Below are 26,574 nucleotides of genomic sequence, written 5' to 3'. Positions count from 1 at the left end.
GCCGGTGAATTACGATCGCCGGTCAGGTGGGTCACGCCCCCGCTGACACCGGGTCCGGGCGCGCCGTCCGAAGGCCGGAAGGCACCTCGGCCCCCGCCGGGACGCGGGGTACGCTCCGGGCGGGCCCGCACGCCCGCCTGCGACCGAGGAGGAACACACGTGAAGGACCCGAAGGACAGGCTGGACGCGCTGAGGGCGGACATCGAGCGCCGCAACCCCGCCCAGCCCGAGTTCCACCAGGCGGTGCGCGAGGTCCTGGACACCCTCGCGCCGGTGTTCGCGGCACGGCCCGAGTACGCCGACCCGGCCGTGGCCCTGGTCGAGCGGCTCACGGAGCCTGAGCGGCAGATCCTGTTCCGGGTGCCGTGGCAGGACGATCGCGGTCGCGTACACGTCAACCGCGGCTACCGGGTGGAGTTCAACAGCGCCCTGGGCCCGTACAAGGGCGGCCTGCGCTTCCACCCCTCGGTGGACATCGGCGTGGTGAAGTTCCTCGGCTTCGAGCAGATCTTCAAGAACGCCCTGACCGGCCTCGGCATCGGCGGCGGCAAGGGCGGCAGCGACTTCGACCCGCACGGCAAGTCCGACGCCGAGGTCATGCGCTTCTGCCAGTCCTTCATGACCGAGCTGCACCGGCACATCGGCGAGCACACCGACGTTCCGGCCGGTGACATCGGCGTGGGCGGCCGGGAGATCGGCTTCCTGTTCGGCCAGTACCGCCGGATCACCAACCGCTGGGAAGCCGGCGTGCTCACCGGCAAGGGCCAGGGCTGGGGCGGCTCCCTGATCCGCCCCCAGGCCACCGGCTACGGCAGCGTGCTGTTCGCCGCCGAGATGCTGGCGGTGCGGGGCGCGTCCCTCGACGGTCTGACCGCCGTGGTCTCCGGCTCCGGCAACGTCGCCCTGTACACGATCGAGAAGCTCCAGCAGCTCGGCGCCAACCCGGTCACGGCCTCCGACTCGCAGGGCTACGTCGTCGACGAGAAGGGCATCGACCTGGCGCTGCTGCGCCAGATCAAGGAGGTCGAGCGGGGCCGGGTGAGCGAGTACGCGCTGCGCCGCGGCCCCTCGGCCCGTTTCGTACCGGGCGGGCGCGTCTGGGACGTGCCGGCGGACGTGGCCTTCCCGTCGGCGACGCAGAACGAGCTGACGGAGGCGGACGCGCTGACCCTGGTCCGGGGCGGCGTCCAGGCGGTCTCCGAGGGCGCCAACATGCCCACCACCCCCGAGGGCGTCCGCGTCCTCCAGGAGGCGGGCGTCGCCTTCGGCCCCGGCAAGGCCGCGAACGCGGGCGGGGTCGCGGTCAGCGCCCTGGAGATGGCGCAGAACGCGGGCCGGGTGGCCTGGACCGCGGAGCGCGTCGAGGACGAACTGGCGTCGATCATGCGCTCCATCCACGCGGTCGCCCACGAGACGGCCGCCCGCTACGACGCCCCGGGCGACTACGTGACGGGCGCCAACATCGCGGGCTTCGAGCGCGTCGCGGACGCGATGCTGGCCCAGGGCGTGATCTGACGCAGCCCTGATCCCGGCCGCCGTGGTTCGAGGCACGGCGACCGGGTGGGCCGGCCCCGCCCCGCCCGGTCCGCCTCGCCCGGTCTGCCCGGTCCGCCTCGGCCCGCCCGGTCCGCCCGGTCCGGCCCGCCCGGTGTTCCGACGCGCGGGGTGCGGGGCGCGAACCCCGGGAAGTCCGGCGCCGCCGGGGCCCTTCGCGGGGCGGCGCGGCAGGTCCGGTGCGGCCCGGCGGAGCGCCCGGGCACGGAACCCGCCGCCCCCGAACGGCAGTCGGGCCCGTAATCTGGCCTCCCACGACTACCAGGGAGCTGCCGCGTGCTCACCGCACTGGACGGCCTGTACGGAGACCGCCCCGACGCCCTCACCGTCGACGGGCGGGCCACCTCCTACGAGGAACTGCTGGGCGCGGCCGGAGCGGTGGCCGCCGACGTCACCGCCACCGGCGCCCCCGCCGTCGCCGTGACCGCCACCGCCTCCCTGGAGACCGTCGCCGCCACCGTCGGCGCGCTCCTGGCCGGGGTGCCCCTCGTACCGCTGCCCCCGGACGCCGGCCCCGCCGAGCGCGAACACATCCTCCGGGACTCCGGCGCCGCCCTCCTCGACGTGGACTACGCCCGCCGCGCCGCCGCCCCGTCCCGCCCCGCGCCGGGACCCGGGGATCCCGCCCTGATCCTCTACACCTCCGGCACCACCGGCCCGCCCAAGGGCGTCGTCCTCACCGCCGCCGCCATCGCCGCCGACCTCGACGCCCTCGCCGAAGCCTGGCAGTGGACCGCCGAGGACACCCTCGTGCACGGCCTGCCCCTCTTCCACGTACACGGCCTCGTCCTCGGCGTCCTCGGCGCCCTGCGCACCGGCAGCCGCCTCGTGCACACCGGACGCCCCACCCCCGAGGCCTACGCCCGGGCCGCCGGCAGCCTGTACTTCGGCGTCCCCACCGTCTGGTCCCGCATCGCCCAGGCCCCGGCCGAGGCCGCCGCGCTCTCCCGCGCCCGCCTCCTCGTCTCCGGCAGCGCCGCCCTGCCCGCGCCCGTGTTCCGGGACCTGGAGGCCCTCACCGGCCACCGTCCCGTGGAGCGCTACGGGATGACCGAGACCCTGATCACCGTCAGCGGCCGGGCCGGCGGCGAGGTCCGCCCGGGTACGGTCGGCACCCCGCTGCGCGGCATCCGTACCCGTATCGCCGCCGAACCCGGCGCCGAGATCGGGGAACTCCAGCTCACCGGGCCGACGTTGTTCTCCGGCTACCTGGGCCGCCCCGAGGCCACGGCGGCCGCGTACACCGAGGACGGGTGGTTCCGTACCGGCGACATCGCGGCCGTGGACGAAGCCGACGGCGTCCACCGCATCGTGGGCCGGGCCTCCATCGACCTCATCAAGTCCGGCGGCTACCGCATCGGCGCGGGCGAGATCGAGAACGCCCTCCTGGACCACCCCAAGGTGAGCGAGGCGGCCGTGGTCGGCGTACCGGACGCGGACCTCGGGCAGCGGATCGTGGCCTTCGTCGTCGCCCAGGGCGTCACCGGAACGGAGCTCACCGACTTCGTCGCCGCGCACCTGTCGGTGCACAAACGCCCCCGCGAGGTCCGCTTCGTGGCCGCCATCCCGCGCAACGCCATGGGCAAGCCCCAGAAGAAGCTGCTGCTGACGGACGATTCGGAGAGCCGGCGATGACCACCCCGAGCCCCGCCCCCACCCGCGTGACCGGCACCCCCTGGCTGCGCCGCTTCCACCCCGGACTGCACCCGGAGGGCGCGCCCACCCTCGTGTTCCTCCCGCACGCGGGCGGCAACGCCGCCTACTACCACGCGTTCTCCAAGGCGCTCTCCGCGCACGCCGAGGTGCTCATCGCCCAGTACCCCGGGCGTCAGGAGCGCATCGGCGAGCCGGTCCCGGACAGCACCGAGGCCCTGGTCGACGGGGTGGGGCAGGCGCTGCGGCCCTGGGCGGACCGGCCGTTGGTCCTCTTCGGGCACAGCCTGGGCGCGCTGGTCGCGTACGAGCTGACGCGCCGCCTGGAGCGCACGGGCGCGGGCCCGCGCGGCCTGATCCTGTCCGGGCGCCGCTCGGCCCTGACCGACCGGGACGAGTCCGCCGTCCACCTGCGGAGCGACGACGCCCTGATCGCGGCGGTGAGCGAGCTCGCCGGGACCGACCCGCGGCTGCTGGCCGATCCGGACTTCCGCGCGCTGATCCTCCCGGCGCTGCGCGGCGACTACAAGGCCGCCGAGACCTACCGGCACGCGGCCGGGCCGCTCCTGCGCACCCCGGTGAGCGTGCTGACGGGGGAGAGCGACCCGAGGGTGAGCGTGCCCGAGGCGATGGCGTGGCGGGAGGTGACCGAGGGAGCCTTCACCTTCCGGAGCTTCCCCGGCGGGCACTTCTACCTGGCCGAGGAGCGGGACGCGGTGATCCGGGCCGTCACCGAGGACCTGGCGTCGTTCACGGTGACACGGGGCCGCCGGGCCTGACGGGCCGCGGGCCCGGGAGCGTACGCGGGGGCACCACTCGGGCGGGCCACTCGGGCGGGCGACTCGGGCGGGCCACTCGGGCGGGCCACTCAGGGGCGCACCAGGTGGCGGGCCAGCACCTCCAGCGCCTCCGTGACCTCGGGCAGCCGACCGGCCTCGGCCTCGCCCAGGACCCGCGCCAGGGCCTCCTCGACCTTGGAGGCTCCGGCGGCCCGTACGGCGGCCACGCGCGCGGAGACCACCGGTGACTGCCGTACGAGGGTCCGCCGGCGGTCGGCGGGGTCAGGCGCGGTCTCCACGGACCCGGCCTCGCGCAACCGGGCCACGGCGCCCGACACCTGACTCTGCGGCAGGCCCGTGCGCTGGGCGACCTCGCCGACGGTGGTGTCGGGGTGCACGGCGATGTCCCCGGCCACGATCACCACCGAGCGGGTGCCGCCGGCGTACTGGCCGGAGCCGCCCGGGGGTTCGGGCAGCGCTTCCTCGCCGAGCTTCATCAGGGCCCTGCCCAGCAGGAACAGTTCGATTCCATCCACCGCCTCAAGGTACATCAGGGCAGATGCATCTCTCCCAATGCATCGCTATTGATGTATCCATCTCGATGGATTAGGCTGATCGCAGAGCAGCGGACGAAGGGTCCGCGTCGATCGATGCGAAGGAGTTCCGCCATGTCTGCCCTGTCCACCCCGTCCGCCACGCTGCACTACCAACTCCAGGGCGCTGGACCGCTGTTGCTCATCGCCCAGAGCGGTGAAGGAGACGCGGACCGCACCGTGGACCTGGTCCCGCACCTCACCGACACGTTCACCGTCCTGACCTACGACCGCCGCGGCCTCTCGCGCAGCCGGCTCGAAGAGCCGGGCCGGACCACGAGCCTGGCCGAGCACGCCGAGGACGTACACCGGCTGCTGGCCCACGTCACCGATGAGCCCGCCCTGATGCAGGGCTGCAGCCTCGGCGCGGCCATCGGGCTGCATCTGGCCGCCCGGTACCCGGGGCAGGTCAGCACCCTCGTCGCCCACGAGCCGGTCACCCCGAGGCTGCTGCCCGCCGCCGACCGGGCCCACCACGAGGCGGAGCTGGCCGGGCTCCAGGAGATCTACCGCGAGGCCGGACTCGCCGCCCTACTCCCGGAGATGGCCCGGGTCCTCGGCATAGACCCGGCCCGCCGGGATGCCGAACCAGACCTCACCCCCCAGCCGATCGACGACCGGCGCCACACCAACTTCGGCTACTTCGTCGAGCACGACCTGTCGGCGATCATCCAGGACACCCTGGACATCGCCGCGCTCGCCCGCACCACGACCCGGATCATCCCGGCCGTCGGCTCGGCCACCCCTGCCACGGTCTTCGACCACCGGTGCGCCACCGAACTGGCGGACCTCCTGGACACCGCGATATGCACCTTCCCGGGCGGCCACAACGGCAACACCACCCACCCCCGCGCCTACGCGGCCCGCCTCCGAACCCTGCTCACGCCCCCGTGACCTCCCCGACCCGAGGCCGGCGGCCCCGGGGCCGGGGTGCGCGAGGACGCCCGCGGCTCCCGCCAGAGGTGCGCGGCCCGGGCCGGGCTCCCAGGTGACGCCCGTGGCCTACCGCCTGTTCGGCCCGGGGCCCGCGTTGGGCGAGTCCAAGGGGGCCACGCGTTCAAATTCCCTGCGTAACGACCGCTGAAGCGCGGTAGTTGACCTGATTCCAGTTGACGGACGGATCGTGTCGGCGTGCCTCGTCCTGCTACGGTCATCCGTTCGCCGAGGAGATCGTGATGACTGGATCCCTGCCCGTTGCCGCACAGGTGGATATACGCCGTCGGCCGGCGGAAGACGTGCTGGATCGGATTCGGTGATGTGGCGCGCGGATGAGCTGGAGCTGATTGCGTCACCGTCTGTCGGCAAGGGTGCCCTGGCGCGCGAGGACCCGGGCCTGCCGGATGCGCGGTGGGAGGCGCTGAATGCTTCGCTGGACGCGCTTGCCGCACAGCAGACGCCGCGGATCGCGACGCCGGACATCGTGACGATCACGCAGGAGCCGTTTCCTGGCGGGCGGCGAAGGTGGCGTTGGCGATCTCCACTCCGGCGGCCTTGAGGCCGACGGCGGTCAGGTAACGGCGGGCGGTGTAGCGCAGGTCCTCTTCGCTGTGCCCGTGGGCACCGGCGGCGACCGAGCTGATCCCGGAGTTCGTACCGTACGCGTACGCGATCAACGACCGGGTGAAGTGGTCCACCACCCCGTCCAGACCCAGATCCCGCCCCACTGCACAGCCCCTTCCGCCCGCCCCGTGATCAGCATTCGGGCTGGACGGCAGAGGCGCAGCTGTCCAGCGGGCACGGATATCCGCGAAGCAGCCCGGTTTTGACAGGTCATGCCTGCACGCGTAGTGATCACGACGGGCTGTGGGGTCGTTCTAGCGTGCGTCCTTCTTGATGTACGACCATGCGCCGAGAGCAGCCATGAGGGTGGTGAAGCCGATGAATACCGCGGCTCCCATGCCGGTTGAAAGATCACTCCCGACGAAAGCCTCCACCAGGGCGCGGTCTGTCTCGGGCAGCGCATTGGTGCTCGCTGCCATCGCTGCGCGGCCGGCGCCGAACGGAAGCCAGCCCGCGAGGGCTTCCAAACCCGGTACGAGGCGTAGCAGGATGCCTGCGATGCGTTCGCCGAGCAGCGGCCACAGGATCAGCAGCAGTGCGGCCGCGACACGGTTGCGGACCAGGGCGACGGCTGAGGCCGCGATGACCGGCCAGCAGGCCATGAAGATCGTGTATCCGAGCAGCCCGGGAAGGGTCTGGGCCCATTCGGGCTGCGTTTTGCCGCTCAATGCCAGGACAACCGTTGCGGACAGGGCGACCAGTACCGCTCCGCCCAGTGCGCTCAGGGCTCCGATCCCCCCGCCGACCATGAGTTTGGCTGCGAACGCGATACGGCGGCTGGCCAGGGTGAGCCATGTCGTGCGGGCCGTTCCGCGCGAGAGCTCCGTGGCGACCGGACCGGTCGCCAGAGGCAGGAGGAGGAGGGCACTGAGGGGTAGCTGCATTGAGATGGCGTCCATCTGGAACGCGGTCACCATCGACCAGGAGGACGGAGCTGTGCCGGGGGCCAGGCCGATGGGCGCGCTCAGGCCGGCGATGAGGCTCAGTGCCGCGATGGCTCCCAGAAGAATCCAGGTGGAGCGCAGAGCAGAGAGATGGCGCCACTCGTAGCCCACAGCGCGCCGTAGTGCGATGGCCCGCGTGACCGGGATCAGGCTGGTATCCAGGGCGGGCGTTGGCCAGCTCATGAAATCCGGTACTCCTCTTCGGCCACCGACAGGTAGTAGTCCTCCAGGGAGGGTGCCTGTTCGTCGAGCCAGTGGACGGGGATGCCTCGTGCGGCGGCGAGGTCACCGACCTGGAACCGGGTGACCCCCCGGATTGCGGCCCTGCCGTCGTCCAGGAGCTGGAAGGTGCCGTCCAGCTGCTTTACGGGCTCCGCAAGTTCGCCAACGCGGGGACTCTGGACGGTCACCTGGGCTCCGCGGCGGGCCAGGTCCTCAATCGAAGTCTCTGCCACGACGCGTCCTCGAGCGAGGACGACGACACGGTCGGCGAGCTGCTGCATCTCGGCGAGCAGGTGACTGGAGACGAGTACCGCCTTGCCCTCGCCCGCGAGCTGTCGGAGGGTGTCGCGCAGCCAGCGGATCGAGTGGGGGTCGAGCCCGTTGGCCGGTTCGTCAAGAAAGAACACGGCCGGATCGCCCAGCAGTGCCTGGGCGATCCCAGCTCGCTGCGCCATGCCCAGGGACAACGCTTCGAGACGCTTGTCCGCTGTGGCGGTGAGGCCCACCCGCTCGATGACTTCGGGCACCTTGCTGTCGGGCACACCGGCGCCGGCCGCGACCATGCGCAGATGTGCGGTGAGCGTGTGCCGGGGGTGCCCCGCGACACCGCCCATCACCACGCCGACGACCTTGGCCGGGTCTCGCCACTCCGTCAGGGGGCGCCCGAAGTACGTCGTGGTTCCCTTGCCCGCTGTCAGCCCGAGCATCAGGCGCAGGGTGGTCGTCTTCCCCGCGCCGTTCGCCCCGAGGAAGCCGGTCACCACCCCTGCCGGAACGTTCAGGTGGACGTCGTCGACGATCCGCTTGCCTCTGTGCTGCCACGTCAGGCCCTCGGCACGCACAGCGTCCGGCCCGCCGGTGTCTGCTGCGGTGGGGGGCCGGTCAGGCATGGTTGAGCCAGAACAGGAGACCGAAGGCGACGAGTACGGCCAGTGCGAAGGCGCCCCCGGCGCCCGGGCGGTCCCTGCGGGCCACGCATATGGCCAGCGCCGCGAGCGGTGGCAGCCAGCCTGCGAAGTAGAGCATCCAGCCGACACGGACCGCCGTGTCCGAACGCACCACGACGAAGGCGATGAAGGCGGTGGTGACGAACAGCGCCGACGACGCCCACAGATTGCGTACGACTGTCTCGCGGGTCAGAGCCACGCATTCACCTTTCAGATGGGGACGGACCCCGCCCGCCGGGAGGGTTTTCCCCCGGCGGGCAGGGGGTGGATCAGCCGGTGAAGTTGCTCAGGATGTAGTCGATGAGCTCCTGCATGGCGTAGCCCGGCAGGGCCTTGATGGCCCACTTCGCCGGGTTGAAGTTCGACAGGCTGTTGACCCAGTCGACGAAGGCGCCCTGGCCCTTCTTCGCAGCTTCCCAGGCCTTCTTCGCCAGACCGGACTTCTTGATGGCCTCCCATGCGGCCTTGACCAGCTTGCCGGCGCCAGCCTCCGATGCCTCACCGTTCGAGGGGCCACCGACGGCCGGCGCTTCGGTGCTGCCGGCCGTGGACAGCGACAACGAGCCCGTCGGCTGGACATCGGCCGTCTGAACCGTCGCGACGGTCCGGACCGGTGCCTCAGTGGCAGCGCTGGCCGCGGGCACGGCGATTCCGAAAGCAACAGCAGCGAGCGCCGAGACACCGGCAGCGCGCAGAGTAGTGCGCTTCACGTACACTCCTAGGTGCGTAGCCGGGGAAGAAGGCATGCAGGAGCACAGGCGATGGTTCCAAGCAAAACCGGTGCCCCCGCGGTCTTCTTCCCCGTTGATTCTCCCCGTATACCGACCCGGTTGGTCTGGCCGGGGCGTGCTCAAGGAACGTATCCCGCAGCTCTGCGTCTGATCAATTGGCGAGCACGGTGAACAAAGTCATGGGCGACACGCCATGGAATCCCTTTGTTTCAAGGGTGCTGACACTCACTCAAAACAGAACCTGTCGAGCCTGGTTAGCTCCAGACGGCCGTGCACGGCCGATACTATCGGCCAGCGCGTCGCAAAACAATCTGCATGGAACCGAAACTCTTCGGGTTCCTACGTGTGGCGCTCTGACCAGGGGCAATGCTCTCGTTTTGGATCGACAGACCAGCAGTTTCGGACCGATAATTCCTGCAGAAACAAGGGCTGGATCGCATCGATTCAGCCCCCCCATGCGAATAAACCAGTAACGGCTCATTGCGGGCCTGGCGTTCGCCGCTCATGCCGGTGTGCTGGCGCGAAACGGTATTTCCTTGACGCAATTCATTCCCTGTACGACTCAAGCGGGTCGGGATCCCGTCAGCGCTTCCGTCGTGCAGCCGGGTCTGGGGCTGCGACGTGCCCGGCGACCGCGTCGACGCCGGGACGGGCGTACCGCTCCAGGGACCGGACGGAGGCGTGACGGGAGCGGGCCAGCAGCATCGGGGTGGAGGTGCCGCCCTCGGCGTCGTGGGTGAGGGCGGAGTGCCGGATCCGGTGCAGGGTCCAGCCGTCCAGGTCCTCGACGTCCTCGGGCGAGGCCAGCGGGTTGGCCAGCAGCCGGGTGTTCTCCTCGAAGATCTCTTCCGCCCGGCGGTAGGACAGCCGCGCCTGGGCCGTCTCGGGGCACACGTCCAGGGTGGGCGTTCCGGCGGGCGCCTTGCGGCCGGTGAGGAACAGCGGGCCGGCGGCTGCGGCCGGCGATCAGGCGGGGCAGAAACTGGGCGGCGCCCGACTGTCAGTGGATCCACTCGGTCGCCCCACCCTTGGCCAGGGTTCGGCCGCGCTTGTCGCCCGGGTGCAGGTCCTCCATGTTCAGGCACAGGATCTCCTCCGCCCGGGCCGCCGATTCGTAGAGCATCTTCCAGAGCGTCTTCTTGCGCAGCGAGACGTCCAGGCGCCACAGGGCTGCGATCTGGTTCTCCGCGAGGGCCTTCGTGCGGTCCGGGGCGCCGGGCGCTGGCTGGATCGCCTGCGACCCGACGATCGGCATCGAGCGGTGGAGCGGCCCCAACCAGGCCGTTTCTCCCGGACCTTGCCTGAGCCGCCCTGCCCGGCACAGCGCCAGTCGGCCCCGGCGAAGGTGCGTCGCAGCGAGGGGAAAAGTTTTTTTCCGGGTTCTGTCACACGGGTGGGATGCGGCGGGTCATGTCAGTGAACCCGCCGCAAGGGGCGGGCAGCGCTTGATGAGGAGCTCTTCTGATGAACACCGCCGCCACCGTCGTCGCCGTCGTCGCCGCCGCCATGTCGGGCTTCTCGGGGTACTCGCTGCTCTCGCGGGCCAAGTGGGTCGTGGAGGCCATGGAGGAGTACCGCGTCCCGAAGGCCTGGTGGACCCCGCTCGGCGCCGCCAAGGCCCTGGGCGCGATCGGCCTGATCGTGGGCCTGTTCGTCCCCGTCATCGGCATCGCCGCCGGGATCGGACTGGTCCTGTACTACCTCGGCGCCGTCGTCACCGTGATCAAGGCCCGCTCGTACGCCCACATCCCCTTCCCGGTCATCTACCTGGCTCCCGTCGCCGCCGCCTTCGCCCTCGGCTACGCGCTCTGAGCGACGCGCGGGAGGCAGCCGCGGGGCAACTCGGCCTGGTGATGAGTACGTTGAGCCGATCAGATCACCAGGACGACGGAGCCATCGAGGACCCCATGAGCCCCATGAACCGCACCACCGCCGCCACCCAGTACCAGCACGCCGTCGCCTTCCGCGACCTGCACGTTGGCAGCGCCCCCTTCGTCGTCCCCAACCCCTGGGACGCGGGCACCGCCCGCATCCTGGCCGGTCTCGGATTCGCCGCCCTCGCCACCACCGGCGCGGGCCTGGCCCACAGCCTCGGCCGCCCCGACGGGGCGAACCAGGTCAGCCGCGCCGAACTCCTGGCCAACGCCGCCACGATCGTCGAAGCCGGCGGCCTGCCCGTCACCGCCGACCTGGAGAGCGGCTTCGGGGAACGGCCCGAGGACGTCGCCGAGACGATCCGGCTCGCCGCTGCCGCCGGCCTGGTCGGCGGTTCCATCGAGGACTCCACGGGCCGCGACGAGGACCCCGTGCGGCCGCTCGGCGAAGCGGTGGAGAGGGTGGCGGCCGCCGTGGAGGCGGCACAGGGGCTGGACTTCCCCTTCACCGTCACGGCCCGCGCCGAGAACTTCTTCCAGGGCCGCCCCGACCTCGACGACACCATCCGCCGCCTCCAGGCGTACGAGGCCGCCGGCGCCGACGTGCTCTACGCCCCGGCCCTGCCCGACGCCGAGGCGATCCGCGCCGTCTGCTCCGCCGTCGAGCGGCCCGTGAACGTCCTCATGGGCGGCGCCCTGAAGCTGTCCGTCGCCGACCTCGGGGCCCTCGGCGTACGCCGCATCAGCACCGGATCCGCGCTGTCCCGCGCCGCCCTCGGCGCGTTCGTCCGGGCCGCGCGGGAGATCACCGAGTCCGGCACCTTCGGCTTCGGCGCGGACGCCGTCCCCTACGCCGAGGCCAACGCGCTGCTGGCCCCCGCCGCCCCCGTCCCGGGGCGAGGTGCCTGAGGTGACCGCCGCCACGCCGATCGAGGCGGTCCGGCTGCCGGACCCCTATCCGTACTACGCCCGCCTGGTGGCCGAGCGCCCCTTCGCCTACGACGAGGCCCTGCAGGCCTGGGTGGCGGCCGACGCTGCGGCCGTGCGCGCGGTGCTGGGCGGCGCCGGGCTGCGGGTGCGGCCACCGGCGGAGCCCGTCCCGGCGGGGATCGCCGGAACCCCCGCGGGCGAGGTGTTCGGGGACCTGGTCCGGATGACGGACGGCACCGTGCAGGGCCGCCTCAAGACGGTGGTGGCCGACGCCCTGGCCCGGTCCGACACCGCGTACGCGGCCCGGCTGGCCGGCCGGTTCGCCCGCGAGGTGCTGGCGGAGGGCGGCGAAGCCCCGTACGAGGAGCTGATGTTCGGGGTCCCGGCACGGGTCGTGGCCGCGCTGAGCGGCCTGACCGACGGTGCGGACCGGGAGGCGGCCCGCGCGATCGGTGACTTCGTCCAGTGCATACCGGCGTCCGCGACCTCCGCACAGCAGCAGGCGGCGGCCGAGGCGGCGGGCCGACTCCGCGAACTCCTGCGGCCCGGGCTCACCGGCGAGGGCGCCGGGCTCCTCGCGGAGCTGGTCCGCGCCGCCGACCGGGTGTCCTGGCCGCACCTGGCGCCGCTGCTGTCGAACGCGGTCGGGTTCCTGTCCCAGACGTACGACGCCACTGCCGGCCTGGTCGGCAACACCCTGGTCGCCCTGGCCAGGGGAGCGGCCGGCTCCGACGTCGGGGCGCTCGTGCGGGAGGTCGCCGCCACGACGCCCCGGTCCAGAACACCCGCCGCTTCGCCGCCGAACCGTTCCTCCACGCCGGCTCCGAGGTGGCACCCGGGCAGCAGATCCTGGTGGTCCTCGCCGCCGCGAACCGCGACCCGGCCGTCAACCCGGATCCACACGTCCTGCAACCCGGGCGGGTGAATCCGGCCGTCTTCACCTTCGGCGCATCGGCCCACCGCTGCCCGGGTGAGGCTCTCGCGGTGGCCCTCGCCGCCGCCATCGTCACCGAACTCCGCACGGCAGGCTTGTCCCCTACGGACACCCCGACGTACCGCCCCCTGGCCAACGCCCGCATCCCGTACCTCCGGCCCGCCACCCGGTGCTCCGCCCCGGATCCGGCGGCGCCGTAGCGGGACCGCTCGGCCCGGCCACCCGGCTGCGCCGACCGGGCGGGCCCGGGGCACCACACCCCGCAAGGCCCGTACGGCGGCACGGCCGGCCCGGACGAGGGCCCCGCCGGCCTTCGGGCCGCGGCCCTGGGGCAGGGCACGAGCGGGGGCCCGTACGCCCGGCGCCGCACGACGGCCGGGCGTCTGCCACCCGCACGCCCAGACAGGACAAACCCCCTCATGCCGAATACCCCGCACCTCTGGATGCGACACGAGTCCCGCACCACCGAACGCCGCGCCCCCCTCACCCCCGCCGACGCCGCAGCCCTCGTCCGGGCCGGCTTCCGGATCACCGTCGAGGCCTCGCAGCAGCGCGCGTTCCCCCTCGCCGACTACGCCGCCGCCGGCTGCGACACCGCCCCCACCGCCTCCTGGCACACCGCGCCGGCCGAGGCCTACGTCCTCGGCCTCAAGGAACTCCCCGCCGGCCCGGACGCCCCCGCCCTGCGCCACCGCCACATCTACTTCGGACACGCCTACAAGGGCCAGGCCGGCGCCCGCGAGCTCCTCTCGCGCTTCACCGCCGGCGGCGGAGCCCTGCTCGACATGGAGTACCTCACCGACGAAGCCGGCCGCCGCGTCGCGGCGTTCGGCTACTGGGCCGGGTACGTGGGCGCGGCCCTGGCCGTCCTGCACCGCCGGGGACGGCTGACCACCCCCCTGAGCCCGACGGACCGCCCCACCCTGGACGCCCTGCTCGCCCCGGGCGTCCAGGGTGGGGCGGACCCCGCGGACGGCACCGCCCTCGTCATCGGCGCCCTCGGCCGCAGCGGCCGCGGCGCCTGCGACGCACTGACCCTGGCCGGGTTCACCCCCACGCGCTGGGACCTGGCCGAGACCCGCGAGATCGACCGCGCCGCGCTCCTCGGGCACGACCTCATGGTCAACACGGTGCTCACGACCACGCCCGTCCCTCCGTTCCTCACCAAGGCCGACCTGGACGACCCCGGTCGCCGGCTCTCCCTCGTCTCGGACGTCACCTGCGACGTCACCTCCGAGTGCAACGTGCTGCCGGTCTACGACGAGACCACCACCTGGGACCGGCCCGTACGCACCCTCACCGCGGGCGCCGCCCCCCTCGACCTGATCGCCATCGACAACCTCCCCTCCCTCCTCCCGGTCGAGGCCACCGTCGCCTTCTCCGCCGAACTCGCCCCGCAGCTGCTGCGCCTGGCCGACTGGGACGGCGTCTGGTCCCGCGCCCTGCACACCTTCGACTCGGCGGTCCGCTCCCAGGCACCCCTGCCCACCACCCCCTGACCCGGCAGCGGAGCGGGCCCCGCCGGCCGGGTCCCGCTCCGCACCGCCCGGCCGGGCGTGAGCCATGCCTGGGCCAGGCCGGAGGCAGGCCGGAGCCGGGCCGGAGACCCGCCCGCCCGCCGGGACCGAACACGACCGGAACTCCACCCGAGCCGAATCCGAAACACCGCCCCGCACAGTCCTCGTATGACTTCGACGACGCAGATCTCCGAGGACTCCGAGTCGCTCCTGAAGAAGGCCGGCCCGCGCCAGTGGCTGGGCCTCGCGGTGCTCCTCCTCCCCGTGACCCTGATGACGGCCGACCTGGGCGTGCTCTGGCTGGCCACCCCCTACCTGACCGCCGACCTGCACCCCTCCAGCAGCCAGCTGCTCTGGACCACGGACATGTACGGGTTCATGACCGCCGGCTTCCTGGTGATCATGGGCACCCTGGGCGACCGCATCGGCCGCCGCAAGCTCCTGCTCGCCGGTTCGGCCGGGGTGATCGCCGCCTCGCTGCTCGCCGCGTACGCCACCGGCCCGCAGATGCTGATCGTGGCCCGCGCGCTGCTGGGCGTGGCCGGGGCCGCCGTGCTCCCGTCGACCCTCGCGCTGATCAGCCACATGTTCACCGACGCCCGGCAGCGGGCCACCGCCATCGCCATGTGGGTCTCCGCGCTGTCGGTCGGCATCGCGATCGGCCCGGTCATCGGCGGGGTGCTGCTGGACAGCTTCTGGTGGGGCTCGGTCTTCCTGCTGGGCGTCCCGGTCATGGTCCCGGTCGTCCTCCTGGCACCCCTGCTGCTCCCCGAATACCGCGACCCGTCGGCCGGGCGCATCGACCTGCTCAGCGTCGTGCTGTTCCTGCTCTCGGTCCTGCCCGCCGTGTACGGAGTGAAGAAGCTGGCCGAGTTCGGCCCCGAGCTCGCGTACCTGACGGCGATCGCGGTCGGCGCGGGCTTCACGCTCCTGTTCGTACGCCGCCAGCGCAGCCTGGCCACCCCCCTCCTCGACCTGCGGCTCTTCGCCAACCGGGCCTTCACCGGCGCACTGCTGACCCTGCTGCTCGGCATGATGGCGCTCAACGGCATCGAGTACCTCGTCCCGCAGTACCTGCTGGCCATCGGCGGCCTCTCCCCGCTCGTCGCGGGCCTGTGGCTGCTGCCCGGAGCGGCGGGGCTGGTCATCGGCTCCCAGCTGACCCCGGTCCTCGCCCGCCGCGTCCGCCCGGCGACCGTCATCCTGGGCGGCCTGGCGGTCACGCTCGCCGGCTTCTGGCTGGCCACGACGGACGGCGTGGTGGTGGTCTCCGCGGCCCTGGCCCTGGTGATGCTCGGGATCGCCCCGATCAGCGTGCTCGGTACCGCGCTCGCGGTCGGTTCGGCTCCGGCGGAGAAGGCCGGTTCGGCGGCGGCCACCGGGCAGACGGCGTACGACCTGGGCCTGGCCCTGGGCATCGCGGGCACCGGCAGCATCGCCGTCGCCGTCTACCGAGACGACGTGGCCTCGGACGCCCCGGCGGGCCTGCCCGCCGACGCCCTGACCGCGGCTCAGGACACCTTCGGCGGTGCCACGGACGCCGCCACCCGCCTGCCCGAAGCCCTGGCCTCCGACCTGCTGGCCGCGGCCCGGGACGCCTTCACCTCGGGTTTCCACACGGCCTCCCTGGTCAGCGCTGTGCTGGCGGTGGCCACGGCCCTGGCGGTCGGCACGCTCCTGCGGCACGTCCGGCCGATCGGCAGCGGCGCATAGGGGCGGACGGGGCGGTGCGCCGGTCCCGCCGGAAACTCCGCCGAAAGAGTTTCCGGCGACCGGTCACATCCGTCCGGCGCGGTCCGTCAGAGCTATGACAGCAACGTGAAGGACCCGGAAGGAACCCGCCATGGACGCCCAGCAGACCGCCGCCCAGCAGACCACCGCGCAGGACACCGTCGCCGCCGCCCCCGCCTCCCGGATGCCCAACCCGCAGGACCTGGTCCCCGAGCTCGCGGACATCGGCGCGGCCCTCTACCGGGCCACCGGAAACCGCTCGGTGCCCCGCGCCACCATCGGCCTGATCCAGCTGCGGGCCGGCCAGATCGTCGGCAACACCTACCTGACGAGCATGCACTCGACCAGCCTGCGGAAGGCCGGGGAGAGCGAGGAGCGGATCACGGCGGTGGCGTCCTGGAGCGACGCCCCGTACTTCACCGCGGCCGAGCGGGCGGCGCTGGCCCTGCTGGAGGCCGTGATCCAGCCGTCGGAGCGGGGCGAGCGGGTCTCCGACGAGCTGTACGCGGAGGTCGCCGCGCACTACGACGAGAAGGCGCTGGCCACGCTGGCGATAGCCATCGGCCAGGTCAACTTCTTCATTCCGCTGGCCGTCATCGGCAAGCCGCTCCCGGGCCGCAAGCCCACCGAGCAGTGGACCTGAAATGACGGCCACGCGCCGCCCGGAACGGAACCCGGGCAGCGCGTCCCGTCACGACGGGGCGAACGATGCCCGGTCCGGCACCGGCCGGCTCCGCCTGCTGTTCACGCCCGACGCAGTGCGGAGCGGCCGGCGAAGCGCGCCGAGTCGCCCAACTCCTCTTCGATCCGGATCAGTTGGTTGTACTTCGCCGTGCGGTCGGAGCGGGAGAGCGAGCCGGTCTTGATCTGACCGCAGCCGGTCGCCACCGCCAGATCCGCGATGGTGGTGTCCTCCGTCTCGCCCGAGCGGTGCGACATGACGGCCGTCCAGCCCGCCTGGTGGGCCGTGGCCACCGTGGCCAGCGCCTCGGTCAGGGTGCCGATCTGGTTGACCTTGATCAGGACCGAGTTGCCGGCGCCGGTACGGATGCCCTCGTGCAGCAGGGTCTCGTTGGTGCAGAACAGGTCGTCGCCCGTGAGCTGGCAGCGGTCGCCCACGTGGGCGGTCAGCTCGCGCCAGCCGTCCCAGTCGTTCTCCGCCATCGGGTCCTCGATGGAGAGCACCGGGTAGGCGTCGATGAGCTTGGCCAGGTAGTCGGCGTTCTCGGAGGGGGTGCGGCGCACTCCCTCACCCCGGTAGTCGTACACGCCGTCGCGGAAGAACTCCGACGACGCCGGGTCCATGATCAGGCCGATGTCCGTGCCGGGGCGGTAGCCGGTGCGCTCGATGGCGGCCATCACGAAGTCGAGCGCCTCCTCGGCGGTACGCAGCGCCGGCGCGAAGCCGCCCTCGTCGCCGACGCCCGTGGAGTGGCCGGCGGCCAGCAGATCGCGGCGCAGGGTGTGGAAGACCTCGCTGCCCATGCGGACGGCTTCGGCGAAGGTGTCCGCGCCCACGGGCGCGATCATGAACTCCTGGAAGTCCAGCGGATTGTCGGCGTGGGCACCGCCGTTGACGATGTTCATCATCGGCAGCGGCAGGAGGTGGGCGTCGGCGCCGCCGAGGTAGCGGTAGAGGGGCTGGCGGTGGGCCGCCGCGGCGGCCTTGGCGGCGGCGAGGGAGACGCCGAGGATCGCGTTGGCGCCGAGCCGGGACTTCGTGGCGGTGCCGTCGAGGGCGACCAGCGCGGCGTCGAGACCCGCCTGGTCCGCCGCGTCCCGGCCGCGCACGGACGCCGCGATCTCCCCGTTGACGTGGGCCACCGCGCGGTCGACGCCCTTGCCGTGCCAGCGCGCGGAGTCCGCGTCGCGCAGTTCCACGGCCTCCCGGGCGCCGGTGGAGGCGCCGGAGGGGACGGCCGCGCGGCCCAGGGACCCGTCCGCCAGGACGACGTCGACCTCGACCGTGGGGTTGCCCCGGCTGTCGATGATCCGGCGGGCGGTGACGGTCGCGATGGCGGCGTCGACGGTTCCGACTGCCTTTGCGGACATGGGAGGTCCTTCCCGTTGTCGTATGCCGTGCCCCTGGCTGCGACAACGCTGGCGCTGAGCCCGACAAGCCAAACCCTACAGCAATGCTGTTCAGTTTGGCTGTGCAGCATTGCTGTACAGAACAGCTGCGCAGCTTTGCTGACCAACGGGGTAAAGTGCCCTATGCCCACCTCGGAAGCCGCCGCCATCGCCACCGAACTGCGCACCGCGATGGGCAAGCTCACCCGACGCGTCAAGCACGAGGACCGCATCCCGCTGGGCCAGGCCGCCGTGCTCGGCGCACTCGACCGCAACGGCGCCATGACCACCAGCGACCTCGCCGCCGATCAGCGCGTACGTCCCCAGTCGATGGCCCGGGCGGTGGGGCTGCTCATGGAACAGGACCTGGTCACGCGCCGGGCGCACCCCACGGACGGCCGCAAGTCGCTGGTCGAGCTGTCGGACGCCGGCCGGGCCGCGCTCGAAGCGGAGCGCGGCCGCAGGGCCGGTTGGCTCGCGCAGGCCATCGAGGCCGAACTCACCGATGAGGAGCGGGCGCTGCTGGCACGGAGCGCCGCCCTGCTGGAGCGGCTGGCCACCCGCTAGGCCCGACGGACAGCGTGCGCCCCGTCGCGACGCCCGGCACGCGCCCCCCGAGCCTCGGGGGCCATGCTCTCGGGGGCCAGGGCCCTCGGAGGCCAGGGCCTCGCGGCCACCGCCCGTAGCCGCGGCCGGACAGCGCGAAAAGACCCGGCAGCACGTCCACCTCCAAGGCGTGCCACCGGGTCCGACTCATCGCGCTCGTCCGCGCACGGGCCGATCCCCACCGGCCCTGCCGCTCACCACCTCCCCCCGCTCAGGCGGGCACCGCCGCCCCGGCTCCGGCCCCCACGCCGAAGTCCGAGAGCACCGCGTCCGCCGCCGCGAACACCTCCAGCGCCCGCGCCCCGCGCAGTTCCTCCGGGATCCCGGAGAACTCCGTGCCGTACAGGAGCCGCACCGCCGACTCCCCGAGCCCGCAGAACTCCGAGACCCCGGCCTTGAGCTGGAGTTCGAGCGCGTCACCGAGCCCGGTCCGCGCGTAGTACTCGGCCGAGTGCCCGGCCAGGCCCAGCCACAGCATCCGCTTCCCGGCGAGCCGGGGCTTGCTGCGCCCGTACGCGAACCCGTAGTTCCACACCCGGTCGATCCAGCCCTTCACGATGGCCGGCGGCGCGAACCACCACACCGGGAAGACCACCACCAGCTCGTCGGCGGCCTCGATCCGCCGCATGTGCTCGTGCACCTCGGGCGAGTACCGCTTCTCCCGGTCCTGCCAGTCGGGTTCGTCGACCGGCGTCAGCCGCGGGTCGAAGCCCTCGGCGTACAGGTCCAGCAGGTCCACGGAGCTCCCGGCCGCCTCCAGCCGGCGGCGGGTGCGGTCCGCGACCTGCGCGGCCAGGGAGTCGTGTCGGGGATGGGCCAGTACGAGCAGGGTCCGGGACACGGGACGGCCTCCAATGCGCACGCAGGGGGGAAGGGGGGAGTAACGGGACGAACGGTCAAGGCGCCGAGGCCGGGGTGGGGCTGGGGCTGGGGCTGGGGCTGGGGCTCAAGGCTCAGGCCCGGGGCCTGGAGCTTCGAGTCTCAAGGCTCAGGCCCGCGGCCCGAGGCCGGGCCCGGCCGCCGCACGGGGGTCGCGGCGGCCGGGCCCGGCCCGTCGGAACGTCAGATCCCCATCCCGGAGCCGCCGCTGACGTCGATGTTCTGGCCGGTCACCCAGCGGGCGTCGTCCGTCGCCAGGAAGGCCACCACGTCCGCGACGTCGTCCGGCTGGCCGACGCGGTTGAAGACCGAGAAGCCGGCGGCGTGCGCCTTGGCGGCCGGGTCGGCCATCCACGGGTGGATGTCCGTCTCGATCGTCCCCGGCGACACCGCGTTGACGGTGATCTGGCGCGAGCCGAGCGTCTGGGCCAGGGTCAGCGTCAGGACTTCCACCGCGCCCTTGCTCGCCGCGTACGAGGTCATGCCCGGGAAGGCGACCTTGGTGACGCCGGAGGAGATGTTGATGATGCGGCCGCCGTCGCGCAGGCGGTCCAGGCCCTTCTGGATGATGAAGAAGGGGGCCTTGGCGTTGATCGCGAAGACCTTGTCGTAATCGGCCTCGGAAACCTCGTGGATCAGCCCCGGACCGGCGATGCCGGCGTTGTTCACGAGGATGTCCAGCCCCTCGGCGTGCTCGTCGAAGGCCGCCCACAGCGCGTCGGCGTCACCCGGCAGACCCAGCTCGGCACGGATCGCGAACGCCTGCCCGCCCGCCGCCTCGATCGAGTTCACCGTCTCCTTCGCCGCGGCCTCGTTCCCCGCGTAGTGCACGGCGACCCGTGCGCCTTCGGCGGCCAGCGCCAGGGCGATGCTCCGGCCGATACCGCGGCTCGAACCGGTCACCAGTGCAGTCTTGCCGTCAAGCTTTCCCATGGCGGGGCTCCCTCGTCATTGTCTTCGCATCGTCATCGCGGTCACACGCTCACCGTCGTCTTCGCCGCCTCGCGGTTCCGACGTGATTCAGAGTGCGCCCGGGCGTTTCGGATCCGGCTCGGGTTCTGTTACGGCCCTGTTCGGACCAGGGGTTACGGTGACGCCATGCGATTCGGGGTACTGGGACATCTGGGTGTGTGGACGACCGACGGAACTCCGGTCAGGGTTCCCGAACTGAAGGTGCGGACCCTGCTCGCCTCCCTTCTGGTGGACGCCGGCCGCCCCGTGGCCACCCACCGCCTCATCGACGACCTGTGGGGCGACGAACCCCCCGGCAACCCCACCCGCGCCCTCCAGGCGAAGGTCTCCCAGCTGCGCCGCGCCCTCGACGAGGCCGAGCCCGGCGCCCGCGACCTCGTACGCTCCCAGGCCCCCGGCTACGCGCTGACGCCCCCCGACGCAGCCCTCGACAGCGCCGCCTTCGCCGCGTTCGCGAGCCGCGCCCGCGCCAGCGCCGAACCGTCCGTACGGGCCTCGCTGTTCACGGACGCGCTCGCGGTGTGGCGCGGCCCCGCCTTCGCCGACTTCGAGCACGAGCCGTTCACCCGGGCCGCGGCCAACCGCCTGGAGGAGGAACGCCTCGTGGTCCTGGAGGAACAGGCCGAAGCCCGCCTCGACCTCGGCGAACACGCGCTCCTGGCCGGTGAACTGGCCGAGCTCGTCGCACGGCACCCGCTGCGCGAGCGGCTGCGCGCCGTCCAGCTGCGCGCCCTCTACCGCTCGGGCCGCCAGAGCGAGGCGCTCGCCGGGTACGAGGAACTGCGCGCCCGCCTCGCGGAGGACCTCGGTCTCGACCCCAGCCCCGCCCTCGCCGCCCTCCAGCGGGCGATCCTGAACCAGGACCCCGCCCTGGCCGCCCCGTCCGAACCGCCCAGGGCCCGCGCACTCCCTGCGGCCCGTACACCGGAGGCCCTCGCCCCGGGCGCCCCCGCCCCCGCCGCGGACCCCGAGGCGCCCGCCGCCCCCGGCCTCGCCCCCGCCCCCGGGCCCCGCACCAACCTGCCCGCCCCGCTCTCCCCGCTGGTGGGCCGCGACCAGGCCGTGGCCGCCGTCCGCGAACTCACCGCCACCCGCCGCCTGGTCACGCTCACCGGACCGGGCGGCGTGGGCAAGACCCGCCTCGCCATCGAGACCGCCGCCGGACTCGGCCACGCCTTCCGCGACGGCGTCTGGCTGGTCGAGCTCGCGGGCGTCCGCCAGGACGGGGGAGAGGCGGCGGACACCATCGCCGCCGCCCTCGGCATCCGCGACGACGTGGTCTGGGGCGTGCCCCCCACCGCGCAGCAGGCCCTCACCCCCGGCAGGCGCCTGGCCGGCACCCTCCGCGACCGCGAACTGCTCCTCGTACTCGACAACTGCGAGCACATCGTCGACGAGGTGGCCGCCCTGGCCGAGCTGCTGCTGCGCAGCGCCCCCGGCCTGCGGATCCTGACGACCAGCCAGGAGCCGCTCGCCCTCGCCGGCGAGACGCTGTGGACGGTACCGACCCTGGAACTCCAGGCCGCCGTCGAGCTGTTCACGGCCCGCGCCGCCGCCACCGCGCCCGGGTTCGTCCTCGACGCCGACAACACCGATGCCGTCGAGGCCGTCTGCCGCCGCCTCGACGGCATCCCGCTCGCCCTGGAGCTCGCCGCGACCCGCGTCCGGGCGCTCGGCGTACGCCGCCTCCTGGACCGCCTCGACGACCGCTTCCGGCTGCTGAGCTCCGGCCGCCGCGGCGCCCCGGCCCGCCAGCAGACCCTGCGGGCCGTCATCGACTGGAGCTGGGAGCTGCTCACCGGGCCCGAACGGGCCGTCCTGCGCCGCCTCGCCGTCCACGCCGAAGGCTGCACCCTGGAGGCCGCGGAGGAGGTCTGCGCGGACGGGGACACCGGCCCCTCCGAGGTACTGGACCTCCTCGCGCGCCTCGTCGACCGCTCGCTGGTCGCCCTCACCCCCGGCCCGGCCGGCCCCCGCTACCGGCTGCTGGAGTCGGTGGCCGCGTACTGCACCGAGCGCCTCGAAGAGGCCGCCGAGTCGGGACCCGTACGGGACCGCCACCTCGCCCACCACCTGGCCTTCGCCGAACAGGCCGACCCCCGGCTGCGGGCCGCCGGCCAGCGGGCCTGGATGGAACGCCTCGACACCGAGGCCGCGAACCTCCGCGCCGCCCTCGCCCACGCCCTGGCCACCGGGGCCGCCGACGCCGCGCTGCGCCTGGTCGCCGCGCTGTCCTGGTACTGGATCCTGCGCGGCCGCCTCGGGGAGGGACGCCGCTCCCTGGAAGCGGCCCTGGCCGCCCCGGGCGGGGCCGCGCCCGCACTGCGCGCCCGCGTCGGGGTCCTGCACACCGGGTTCGCGATCATGGCGGGGGAGGGCAGCTCCCGTACGGCCCGCATCCGCGAGGCGCTGGGCGCCCACGCCGAGAGCGCCCGCGAGCCGTACGAGGACTCCTGGGCGCGGTGGTTCCTCGCCCACGCCCTCTGCGGCACCGGCGACCTGACGGGCGGCCAGGAACTCACCGAACAGGCCCTCACCGGCTTCACCGCCCTGGACCACACCTGGGGCACGGCGGCCGCCCTGGCCGACCGGGCCTCGCAGCTGCTCCTCAAGGGAGACCTCGAAGGAGCGGCCCGCGACGCCGCCCGCAGCGCCGCCCTCTTCCAGGAACTCGGCGACGGCGCCGCCCGCCTGTGGACGGTCTACCCGCTGGCCTCCCTCGCGGAGATCCACGGCGACTACCCCGAGGCCACCCGGCTGCGCCGCGAGGGCCTGGAGACGGCCGAGGACCTCGGCCTGACCACCCAGGCCGCCGACCTGCTCTCGGGCCTCGGCCGCAGCGCCCTGCTCACCGGTGACCTCGAAGCCGCCCAGGACCTCCACGAACGCTCCCGGCGGCTCGCCGCGGAACAGGGCTTCCAGGCCGGGGAGATCAACGCCGTCCTGGGCCTGGGCCTCGGCGCCCGCCGTGCGGGGGACCTGCCGGGGGCGGAGCGGCACATGCGCCGGGTCCTGGACTGGCACAGCTCCGTGGGCCTCGACGGGGCCAACGCGCTGGTCCTGGCGGAGCTGGGCTACAACGCCGAGCTGCGCGGGGACCTGACGGCCGCGCTTGCCCTCCAGCGCGAGGGCCTCGCCATGGCCCGCACCACCGGGGACCCGCGCGCCCTGGCCCTGGCCTTCGAAGGCCTCGCCGGGGCCCGGGTCGCCGAGGACCCCGCGGCATCCGCCGGGCTGCTGGGCGCCGCCGACGCCGCCCGCCGCTCCGCCGGGGCACCGCTGCCGCCGGCCGAACGCGCCGACGTCGACCGCACCACCGGCACGGCCCGCGCCGCCCTGGGCCCGGCCGCCTTCGAAGCGGCCTTCGCCCGGGGCGCGGCGCTACCGCCCGCGGACGTGGCCCGGGAGTTCTGAGGGCCCCGCGGTCCGGGCGGATCCCGCCCACCCGCGGTCCGGCGGACCCGGCCCACCCGCGGTCCGGCGGACCCGCTCAGCCGGGGACCGGTACCCCGCTCAGCCGGGGACCGGTACCCCGCTCAGGCGGCCTTGGTGGCGGCCGCCCGCTTGGCGCGGGAGGCCCGGATGCCCTCGCGGCGGTCGGTGAAGGAGGTGGCCTGCTTGTCCAGCTTCCCGACGAACTGCGCGAGTTCGATCCGGGCCTGCTCCCCGGCGGGGCCGAGCCCCTCCCGTTCGAAGACGCGCAGCTTGCGCAGGACCGGCATGACCACGCTGTCGTGGTGCAGCCGCAGGTCGTAGATGCCCGCGATGGCGATCTCCGCGGACTTGCGGCCGAAGTCCTTGATGGTCGAGCCGGGCATCTCGAAGCCGGTGACCACGTCCCGGACGACCTCCATGGTGGTGTCCGGAGCCAGCTCGAACGCGGCCTCGACCAGGTTCCGGTAGAAGACCATGTGCAGGTTCTCGTCCGCCGCGATGCGCGCGAGCAGCGCGTCGCACACCGGGTCGCCGCTGGCCTGGCCGGTGTTGCGGTGCGAGATGCGGGTGGCCAGCTCCTGGAAGGCCGCGTACGCGATCGCGTGGAGCGCGCTGAATCCGTCCGGGCGCTCGTACCCCGTGGACATGTGCGCCATCCGGGCGCGTTCCAGCGCCCGGGGGTCCACGGCCCGGGTGACCAGGAGGTAGTCGCGCAGGGCGATCCCGTGCCTGGCCTCCTCGGCCGTCCAGCGGTTGACCCAGTTGCCCCAGGCCCCGTCCTTGCCGAACTGGGCGACCGCGAAGTGGTAGCCGGGCAGGTTGTCCTCGGTCAGCAGGTTCACCACGAGCGAGGTGCGCGCCACATCGGGGAGGGTGGCCTCCTCGGGTGCCCACGCCTCACCGCCGAGGGGTCCCTCGAAGTCACGGCCCTGGCCCCAGGGGACGTACTCGTGCGGGAACCACTCCTTGGTGACCTCCAGGTGGCGGTTGAGGTTCTCCTCCACCACCGGCTGGAGGTCGCCCAGCAGGACGTGCTCGGCGCGTACGGCGGAACGGTCGGAACGGTCGATCGGTGCCATGTCATGCCACTCTTCGTGTGGGTGCGGTTCGTCAGGAGGTGCGGACCCGGGCGCGGATCGCCGGGGCGGCCGCCGCTGCCGCGACGGAGCCGATGGCGCAGGCCAGGAACACCTGGAGGTAGCCCTGGTCGTCGAGGACGCTGTGCCGCCCGAGGATCGCGGCGAGGACCGCGATGCCGAGCGCTCCGCCGATCTGGCGCATCGTCATCAGCAGACCGGTGCCGGAGGCGAAGCGCTGCGGTTCGAGCGCCATGGTGGCCGCGTTGGAGATGCCGGTCAGGGCCGCCCCGATGCCGACTCCGGCCACGATCCCGATGGGCAGCCAGAGCGCGAGGTACTGGCGCTCGGTGCCGAGCAGCAGGTACATGGCGGCGCAGGAGCCCGCGAAGAGCAGGGACCCGATGAGGACCCCGGCCCACTGCCCCCGGGGGCCGACCCGCTTGCCCACGACCATGGCGCCGATCGCCGCGCTGAAGGCCCCGGGGGTGACCGCCAGGCCCGCCTTCAGCTCGGAGTAGCCCCACACCGCGTTGAGGAACAGCAGCGTGCTGAGGAGGTACGCGTACATGGCCGCTCCGAAGAGCAGTGAGGAGACGTTGCTGGCGGCGAAGGTGCGGCTGCGCCACAGGTCCCACTCGATGGCGGGCGCGGGGTGCCGCCGGGAGCGCAGCAGCGCGGCCACGGCGAGCACCGCGCCGCCGATCAGGAGGGCCAGGACCCGGCCGCTGCCCCAGCCCCAGTCGGTTCCCTGGGTCACGCCGAAGACGACGCCGCCCACGCCGAGGGCCAGGGCCAGGGTCCCCACCGGGTCGGGCATCCGGCGTCCGGTGCGCGCGTCACCGGTCAGCCCCCGGGCCGCGATCAGCGCGACGGCGAGACCGATCGGCAGGTTGATCAGGAACACGCTGCGCCAGCCCCACGCGTCCACCAGGAGTCCGCCGAGGCTGGGACCGACGGCCGCGGCCATGCTGCCGACCGCTCCCCAGACGCCGACCGCGGCCGACCTGCGGGCGGCGGGCGTGTGCTGGAGCACCAGGCCGAGGGCCGAGGGGATCATCCCGGCCGCAGCCACCCCCTGGAGGGCGCGGGCGGCGACGAGCACCGATACGTCGGGCGCGAATCCGCTCAGCACCGAGGCGAGCGTGAACAGGGCCGTGGACCAGAGGAAGAGGCGCCGGCGGCCGATGACGTCGGCGACGCGTCCGGCGACGGCGAGCAGTGCGGCGAAGACGACGGTGTACGCCGTGACGACCCAGGTCAGTTCGGACAGCGAGGCGGCGGGGAAGTCGGCGCGCAGGTCGGAGAAGGCGATGTTCACGACCGTCGTGTCGAGCACGGCGAGGAAGGTGGCCCCGGACGCCACGAACAGCGCGAGCCGCGAGAGGGCCGACGAGCCCGCGGAGCCGTCGGGCTGTTGCTCTCCTGCCGCGTCGGGCGCCGCTGCGCTCTCGCTGGGTGAGTGGGGTGACGCGGTTGTCATGGTGGTTCCCTCCGTCGGCGGATCCGCGGTATCAAACTAAACGACCGTGCGTGCATTTAAAAGGCCGGACGGAGAACAAGGCCT

Annotated in this window: 26 protein-coding genes; 13 read left to right on the top strand and 13 right to left on the bottom strand. The window is 73.3% G+C overall.

Annotated features, from left to right (window positions below; genetic code table 11):
- The first annotated feature begins 159 nt into the window (after positions 1-159).
- The 3 genes from gdhA (at position 160) to ACZ4TG_RS36960 (ending at position 3,986) form a co-directional block, all read left to right on the top strand.
- The gene (gene gdhA / locus ACZ4TG_RS36970) at positions 160-1,515 is read left to right on the top strand and encodes an NADP-specific glutamate dehydrogenase (protein WP_468172417.1); all 1,356 of its coding nucleotides are present in this window, start codon (positions 160-162) and stop codon (positions 1,513-1,515) included.
- A gap of 315 nt (positions 1,516-1,830) precedes the next feature.
- The gene (locus ACZ4TG_RS36965; RefSeq protein ID WP_468172414.1) at positions 1,831-3,189 is read left to right on the top strand and encodes an AMP-binding protein; all 1,359 of its coding nucleotides are present in this window, start codon (positions 1,831-1,833) and stop codon (positions 3,187-3,189) included.
- Positions 3,186-3,986 (top strand): thioesterase II family protein, encoded by an 801-nt coding sequence (locus tag ACZ4TG_RS36960; protein ID WP_468172411.1) that lies wholly within the window; start codon positions 3,186-3,188, stop codon positions 3,984-3,986. Before ACZ4TG_RS36965 ends, ACZ4TG_RS36960 begins: the two co-directional genes overlap by 4 nt.
- Before the next feature lie 89 nt (positions 3,987-4,075).
- Here the strand turns inward: ACZ4TG_RS36960 and ACZ4TG_RS36955 are convergent, their stop codons facing one another.
- Complete coding sequence (locus tag ACZ4TG_RS36955) at positions 4,076-4,522, bottom strand: MarR family transcriptional regulator (RefSeq protein WP_468172408.1); 447 nt, start codon at positions 4,520-4,522, stop codon at positions 4,076-4,078.
- 132 nt (positions 4,523-4,654) lie between these two features.
- Between ACZ4TG_RS36955 and ACZ4TG_RS36950 the strand changes: the two genes are divergently transcribed.
- Entirely contained in the window at positions 4,655-5,473 is an 819-nt protein-coding gene (locus ACZ4TG_RS36950) for an alpha/beta fold hydrolase (protein WP_468172405.1), read from the top strand.
- 533 nt (positions 5,474-6,006) lie between these two features.
- Here ACZ4TG_RS36950 and ACZ4TG_RS36945 read toward each other — a convergent pair.
- From ACZ4TG_RS36945 to ACZ4TG_RS36915, 7 genes are all read right to left on the bottom strand, one after another.
- Positions 6,007-6,243, bottom strand: coding sequence for a Tn3 family transposase (locus tag ACZ4TG_RS36945; RefSeq protein ID WP_468172402.1), 237 nt, complete (start codon positions 6,241-6,243; stop codon positions 6,007-6,009).
- 150 nt (positions 6,244-6,393) lie between these two features.
- Positions 6,394-7,266, bottom strand: a complete 873-nt coding sequence (locus ACZ4TG_RS36940; protein ID WP_468172399.1) for a hypothetical protein — start codon at positions 7,264-7,266, stop codon at positions 6,394-6,396.
- Positions 7,263-8,195: an ABC transporter ATP-binding protein gene (locus tag ACZ4TG_RS36935; RefSeq protein WP_468172396.1), complete on the bottom strand. Its 933-nt coding sequence runs from the start codon at positions 8,193-8,195 to the stop codon at positions 7,263-7,265. The genes ACZ4TG_RS36940 and ACZ4TG_RS36935 overlap by 4 nt, the downstream gene beginning before the upstream one ends.
- Entirely contained in the window at positions 8,188-8,451 is a 264-nt protein-coding gene (locus ACZ4TG_RS36930) for a hypothetical protein (RefSeq protein WP_468172393.1), read from the bottom strand. The genes ACZ4TG_RS36935 and ACZ4TG_RS36930 overlap by 8 nt, the downstream gene beginning before the upstream one ends.
- A gap of 70 nt (positions 8,452-8,521) precedes the next feature.
- Positions 8,522-8,962, bottom strand: a complete 441-nt coding sequence (locus ACZ4TG_RS36925; RefSeq protein WP_468172390.1) for a hypothetical protein — start codon at positions 8,960-8,962, stop codon at positions 8,522-8,524.
- Between the two features lie 603 nt (positions 8,963-9,565).
- Positions 9,566-9,877 (bottom strand): site-specific integrase, encoded by a 312-nt coding sequence (locus tag ACZ4TG_RS36920; RefSeq protein WP_468172387.1) that lies wholly within the window; start codon positions 9,875-9,877, stop codon positions 9,566-9,568.
- Between the two features lie 106 nt (positions 9,878-9,983).
- Positions 9,984-10,259 (bottom strand): hypothetical protein, encoded by a 276-nt coding sequence (locus tag ACZ4TG_RS36915; RefSeq protein ID WP_468172384.1) that lies wholly within the window; start codon positions 10,257-10,259, stop codon positions 9,984-9,986.
- Positions 10,260-10,447: 188 nt separating this feature from the next.
- Between ACZ4TG_RS36915 and ACZ4TG_RS36910 the strand changes: the two genes are divergently transcribed.
- The 7 genes from ACZ4TG_RS36910 (at position 10,448) to ACZ4TG_RS36880 (ending at position 16,612) form a co-directional block, all read left to right on the top strand.
- Positions 10,448-10,795 carry a DoxX family protein gene (locus ACZ4TG_RS36910; protein ID WP_468159843.1) on the top strand — a complete coding sequence of 116 codons (348 nt, stop codon included), beginning with the start codon at positions 10,448-10,450 and terminating at the stop codon, positions 10,793-10,795.
- Positions 10,796-10,890: 95 nt separating this feature from the next.
- Positions 10,891-11,766, top strand: a complete 876-nt coding sequence (locus ACZ4TG_RS36905; protein ID WP_468172381.1) for an isocitrate lyase/PEP mutase family protein — start codon at positions 10,891-10,893, stop codon at positions 11,764-11,766.
- Position 11,767: 1 nt separating this feature from the next.
- Positions 11,768-12,712: a cytochrome P450 family protein gene (locus tag ACZ4TG_RS36900; RefSeq protein WP_468172378.1), complete on the top strand. Its 945-nt coding sequence runs from the start codon at positions 11,768-11,770 to the stop codon at positions 12,710-12,712.
- Positions 12,709-12,921, top strand: a complete 213-nt coding sequence (locus tag ACZ4TG_RS36895) for a hypothetical protein (RefSeq protein ID WP_468172375.1) — start codon at positions 12,709-12,711, stop codon at positions 12,919-12,921. Before ACZ4TG_RS36900 ends, ACZ4TG_RS36895 begins: the two co-directional genes overlap by 4 nt.
- A 219-nt stretch (positions 12,922-13,140) precedes the next feature.
- On the top strand, positions 13,141-14,220 hold the full coding sequence (locus tag ACZ4TG_RS36890) for a saccharopine dehydrogenase (RefSeq protein ID WP_468172372.1): 1,080 nt from the start codon (positions 13,141-13,143) through the stop codon (positions 14,218-14,220).
- Between the two features lie 186 nt (positions 14,221-14,406).
- Complete coding sequence (locus tag ACZ4TG_RS36885; RefSeq protein ID WP_468172369.1) at positions 14,407-15,951, top strand: MFS transporter; 1,545 nt, start codon at positions 14,407-14,409, stop codon at positions 15,949-15,951.
- Between the two features lie 202 nt (positions 15,952-16,153).
- A complete protein-coding gene (locus tag ACZ4TG_RS36880; RefSeq protein ID WP_468172483.1) occupies positions 16,154-16,612 on the top strand; it encodes a carboxymuconolactone decarboxylase family protein in 459 nt (152 codons plus the stop codon).
- 101 nt (positions 16,613-16,713) lie between these two features.
- Here the strand turns inward: ACZ4TG_RS36880 and eno are convergent, their stop codons facing one another.
- Positions 16,714-18,021 (bottom strand): phosphopyruvate hydratase, encoded by a 1,308-nt coding sequence (gene eno / locus ACZ4TG_RS36875; protein ID WP_468172366.1) that lies wholly within the window; start codon positions 18,019-18,021, stop codon positions 16,714-16,716.
- Between the two features lie 162 nt (positions 18,022-18,183).
- Between eno and ACZ4TG_RS36870 the strand changes: the two genes are divergently transcribed.
- Positions 18,184-18,606, top strand: a complete 423-nt coding sequence (locus tag ACZ4TG_RS36870) for a MarR family winged helix-turn-helix transcriptional regulator (RefSeq protein ID WP_468172363.1) — start codon at positions 18,184-18,186, stop codon at positions 18,604-18,606.
- A gap of 250 nt (positions 18,607-18,856) precedes the next feature.
- Here ACZ4TG_RS36870 and ACZ4TG_RS36865 read toward each other — a convergent pair whose 3' ends face one another.
- Positions 18,857-19,486 carry an NAD(P)H oxidoreductase gene (locus ACZ4TG_RS36865; RefSeq protein ID WP_468172360.1) on the bottom strand — a complete coding sequence of 210 codons (630 nt, stop codon included), beginning with the start codon at positions 19,484-19,486 and terminating at the stop codon, positions 18,857-18,859.
- Positions 19,487-19,707: 221 nt separating this feature from the next.
- Positions 19,708-20,457, bottom strand: coding sequence for an SDR family oxidoreductase (locus tag ACZ4TG_RS36860; protein WP_468172357.1), 750 nt, complete (start codon positions 20,455-20,457; stop codon positions 19,708-19,710).
- Positions 20,458-20,622: 165 nt separating this feature from the next.
- On the opposite strand from ACZ4TG_RS36860, the gene ACZ4TG_RS36855 reads away from it, so the two are divergent.
- The gene (locus ACZ4TG_RS36855; RefSeq protein ID WP_468172354.1) at positions 20,623-23,910 is read left to right on the top strand and encodes an AfsR/SARP family transcriptional regulator; all 3,288 of its coding nucleotides are present in this window, start codon (positions 20,623-20,625) and stop codon (positions 23,908-23,910) included.
- Between the two features lie 122 nt (positions 23,911-24,032).
- On the opposite strand, the gene ACZ4TG_RS36850 is transcribed toward ACZ4TG_RS36855, so the two are convergent.
- Both ACZ4TG_RS36850 and ACZ4TG_RS36845 read right to left on the bottom strand, forming a co-directional pair.
- Entirely contained in the window at positions 24,033-25,010 is a 978-nt protein-coding gene (locus tag ACZ4TG_RS36850; RefSeq protein ID WP_468172351.1) for an acyl-ACP desaturase, read from the bottom strand.
- A gap of 31 nt (positions 25,011-25,041) precedes the next feature.
- The gene (locus ACZ4TG_RS36845; protein ID WP_468172348.1) at positions 25,042-26,490 is read right to left on the bottom strand and encodes a DHA2 family efflux MFS transporter permease subunit; all 1,449 of its coding nucleotides are present in this window, start codon (positions 26,488-26,490) and stop codon (positions 25,042-25,044) included.
- Positions 26,491-26,574: the final 84 nt, after the last annotated feature.

The organism is Streptomyces sp. NPDC028314 (assembly GCF_055565795.1).
The sequence above is the reverse complement of the archived record's forward strand: the minus strand, read 5'-3'. Positions and strand labels throughout refer to the sequence as shown.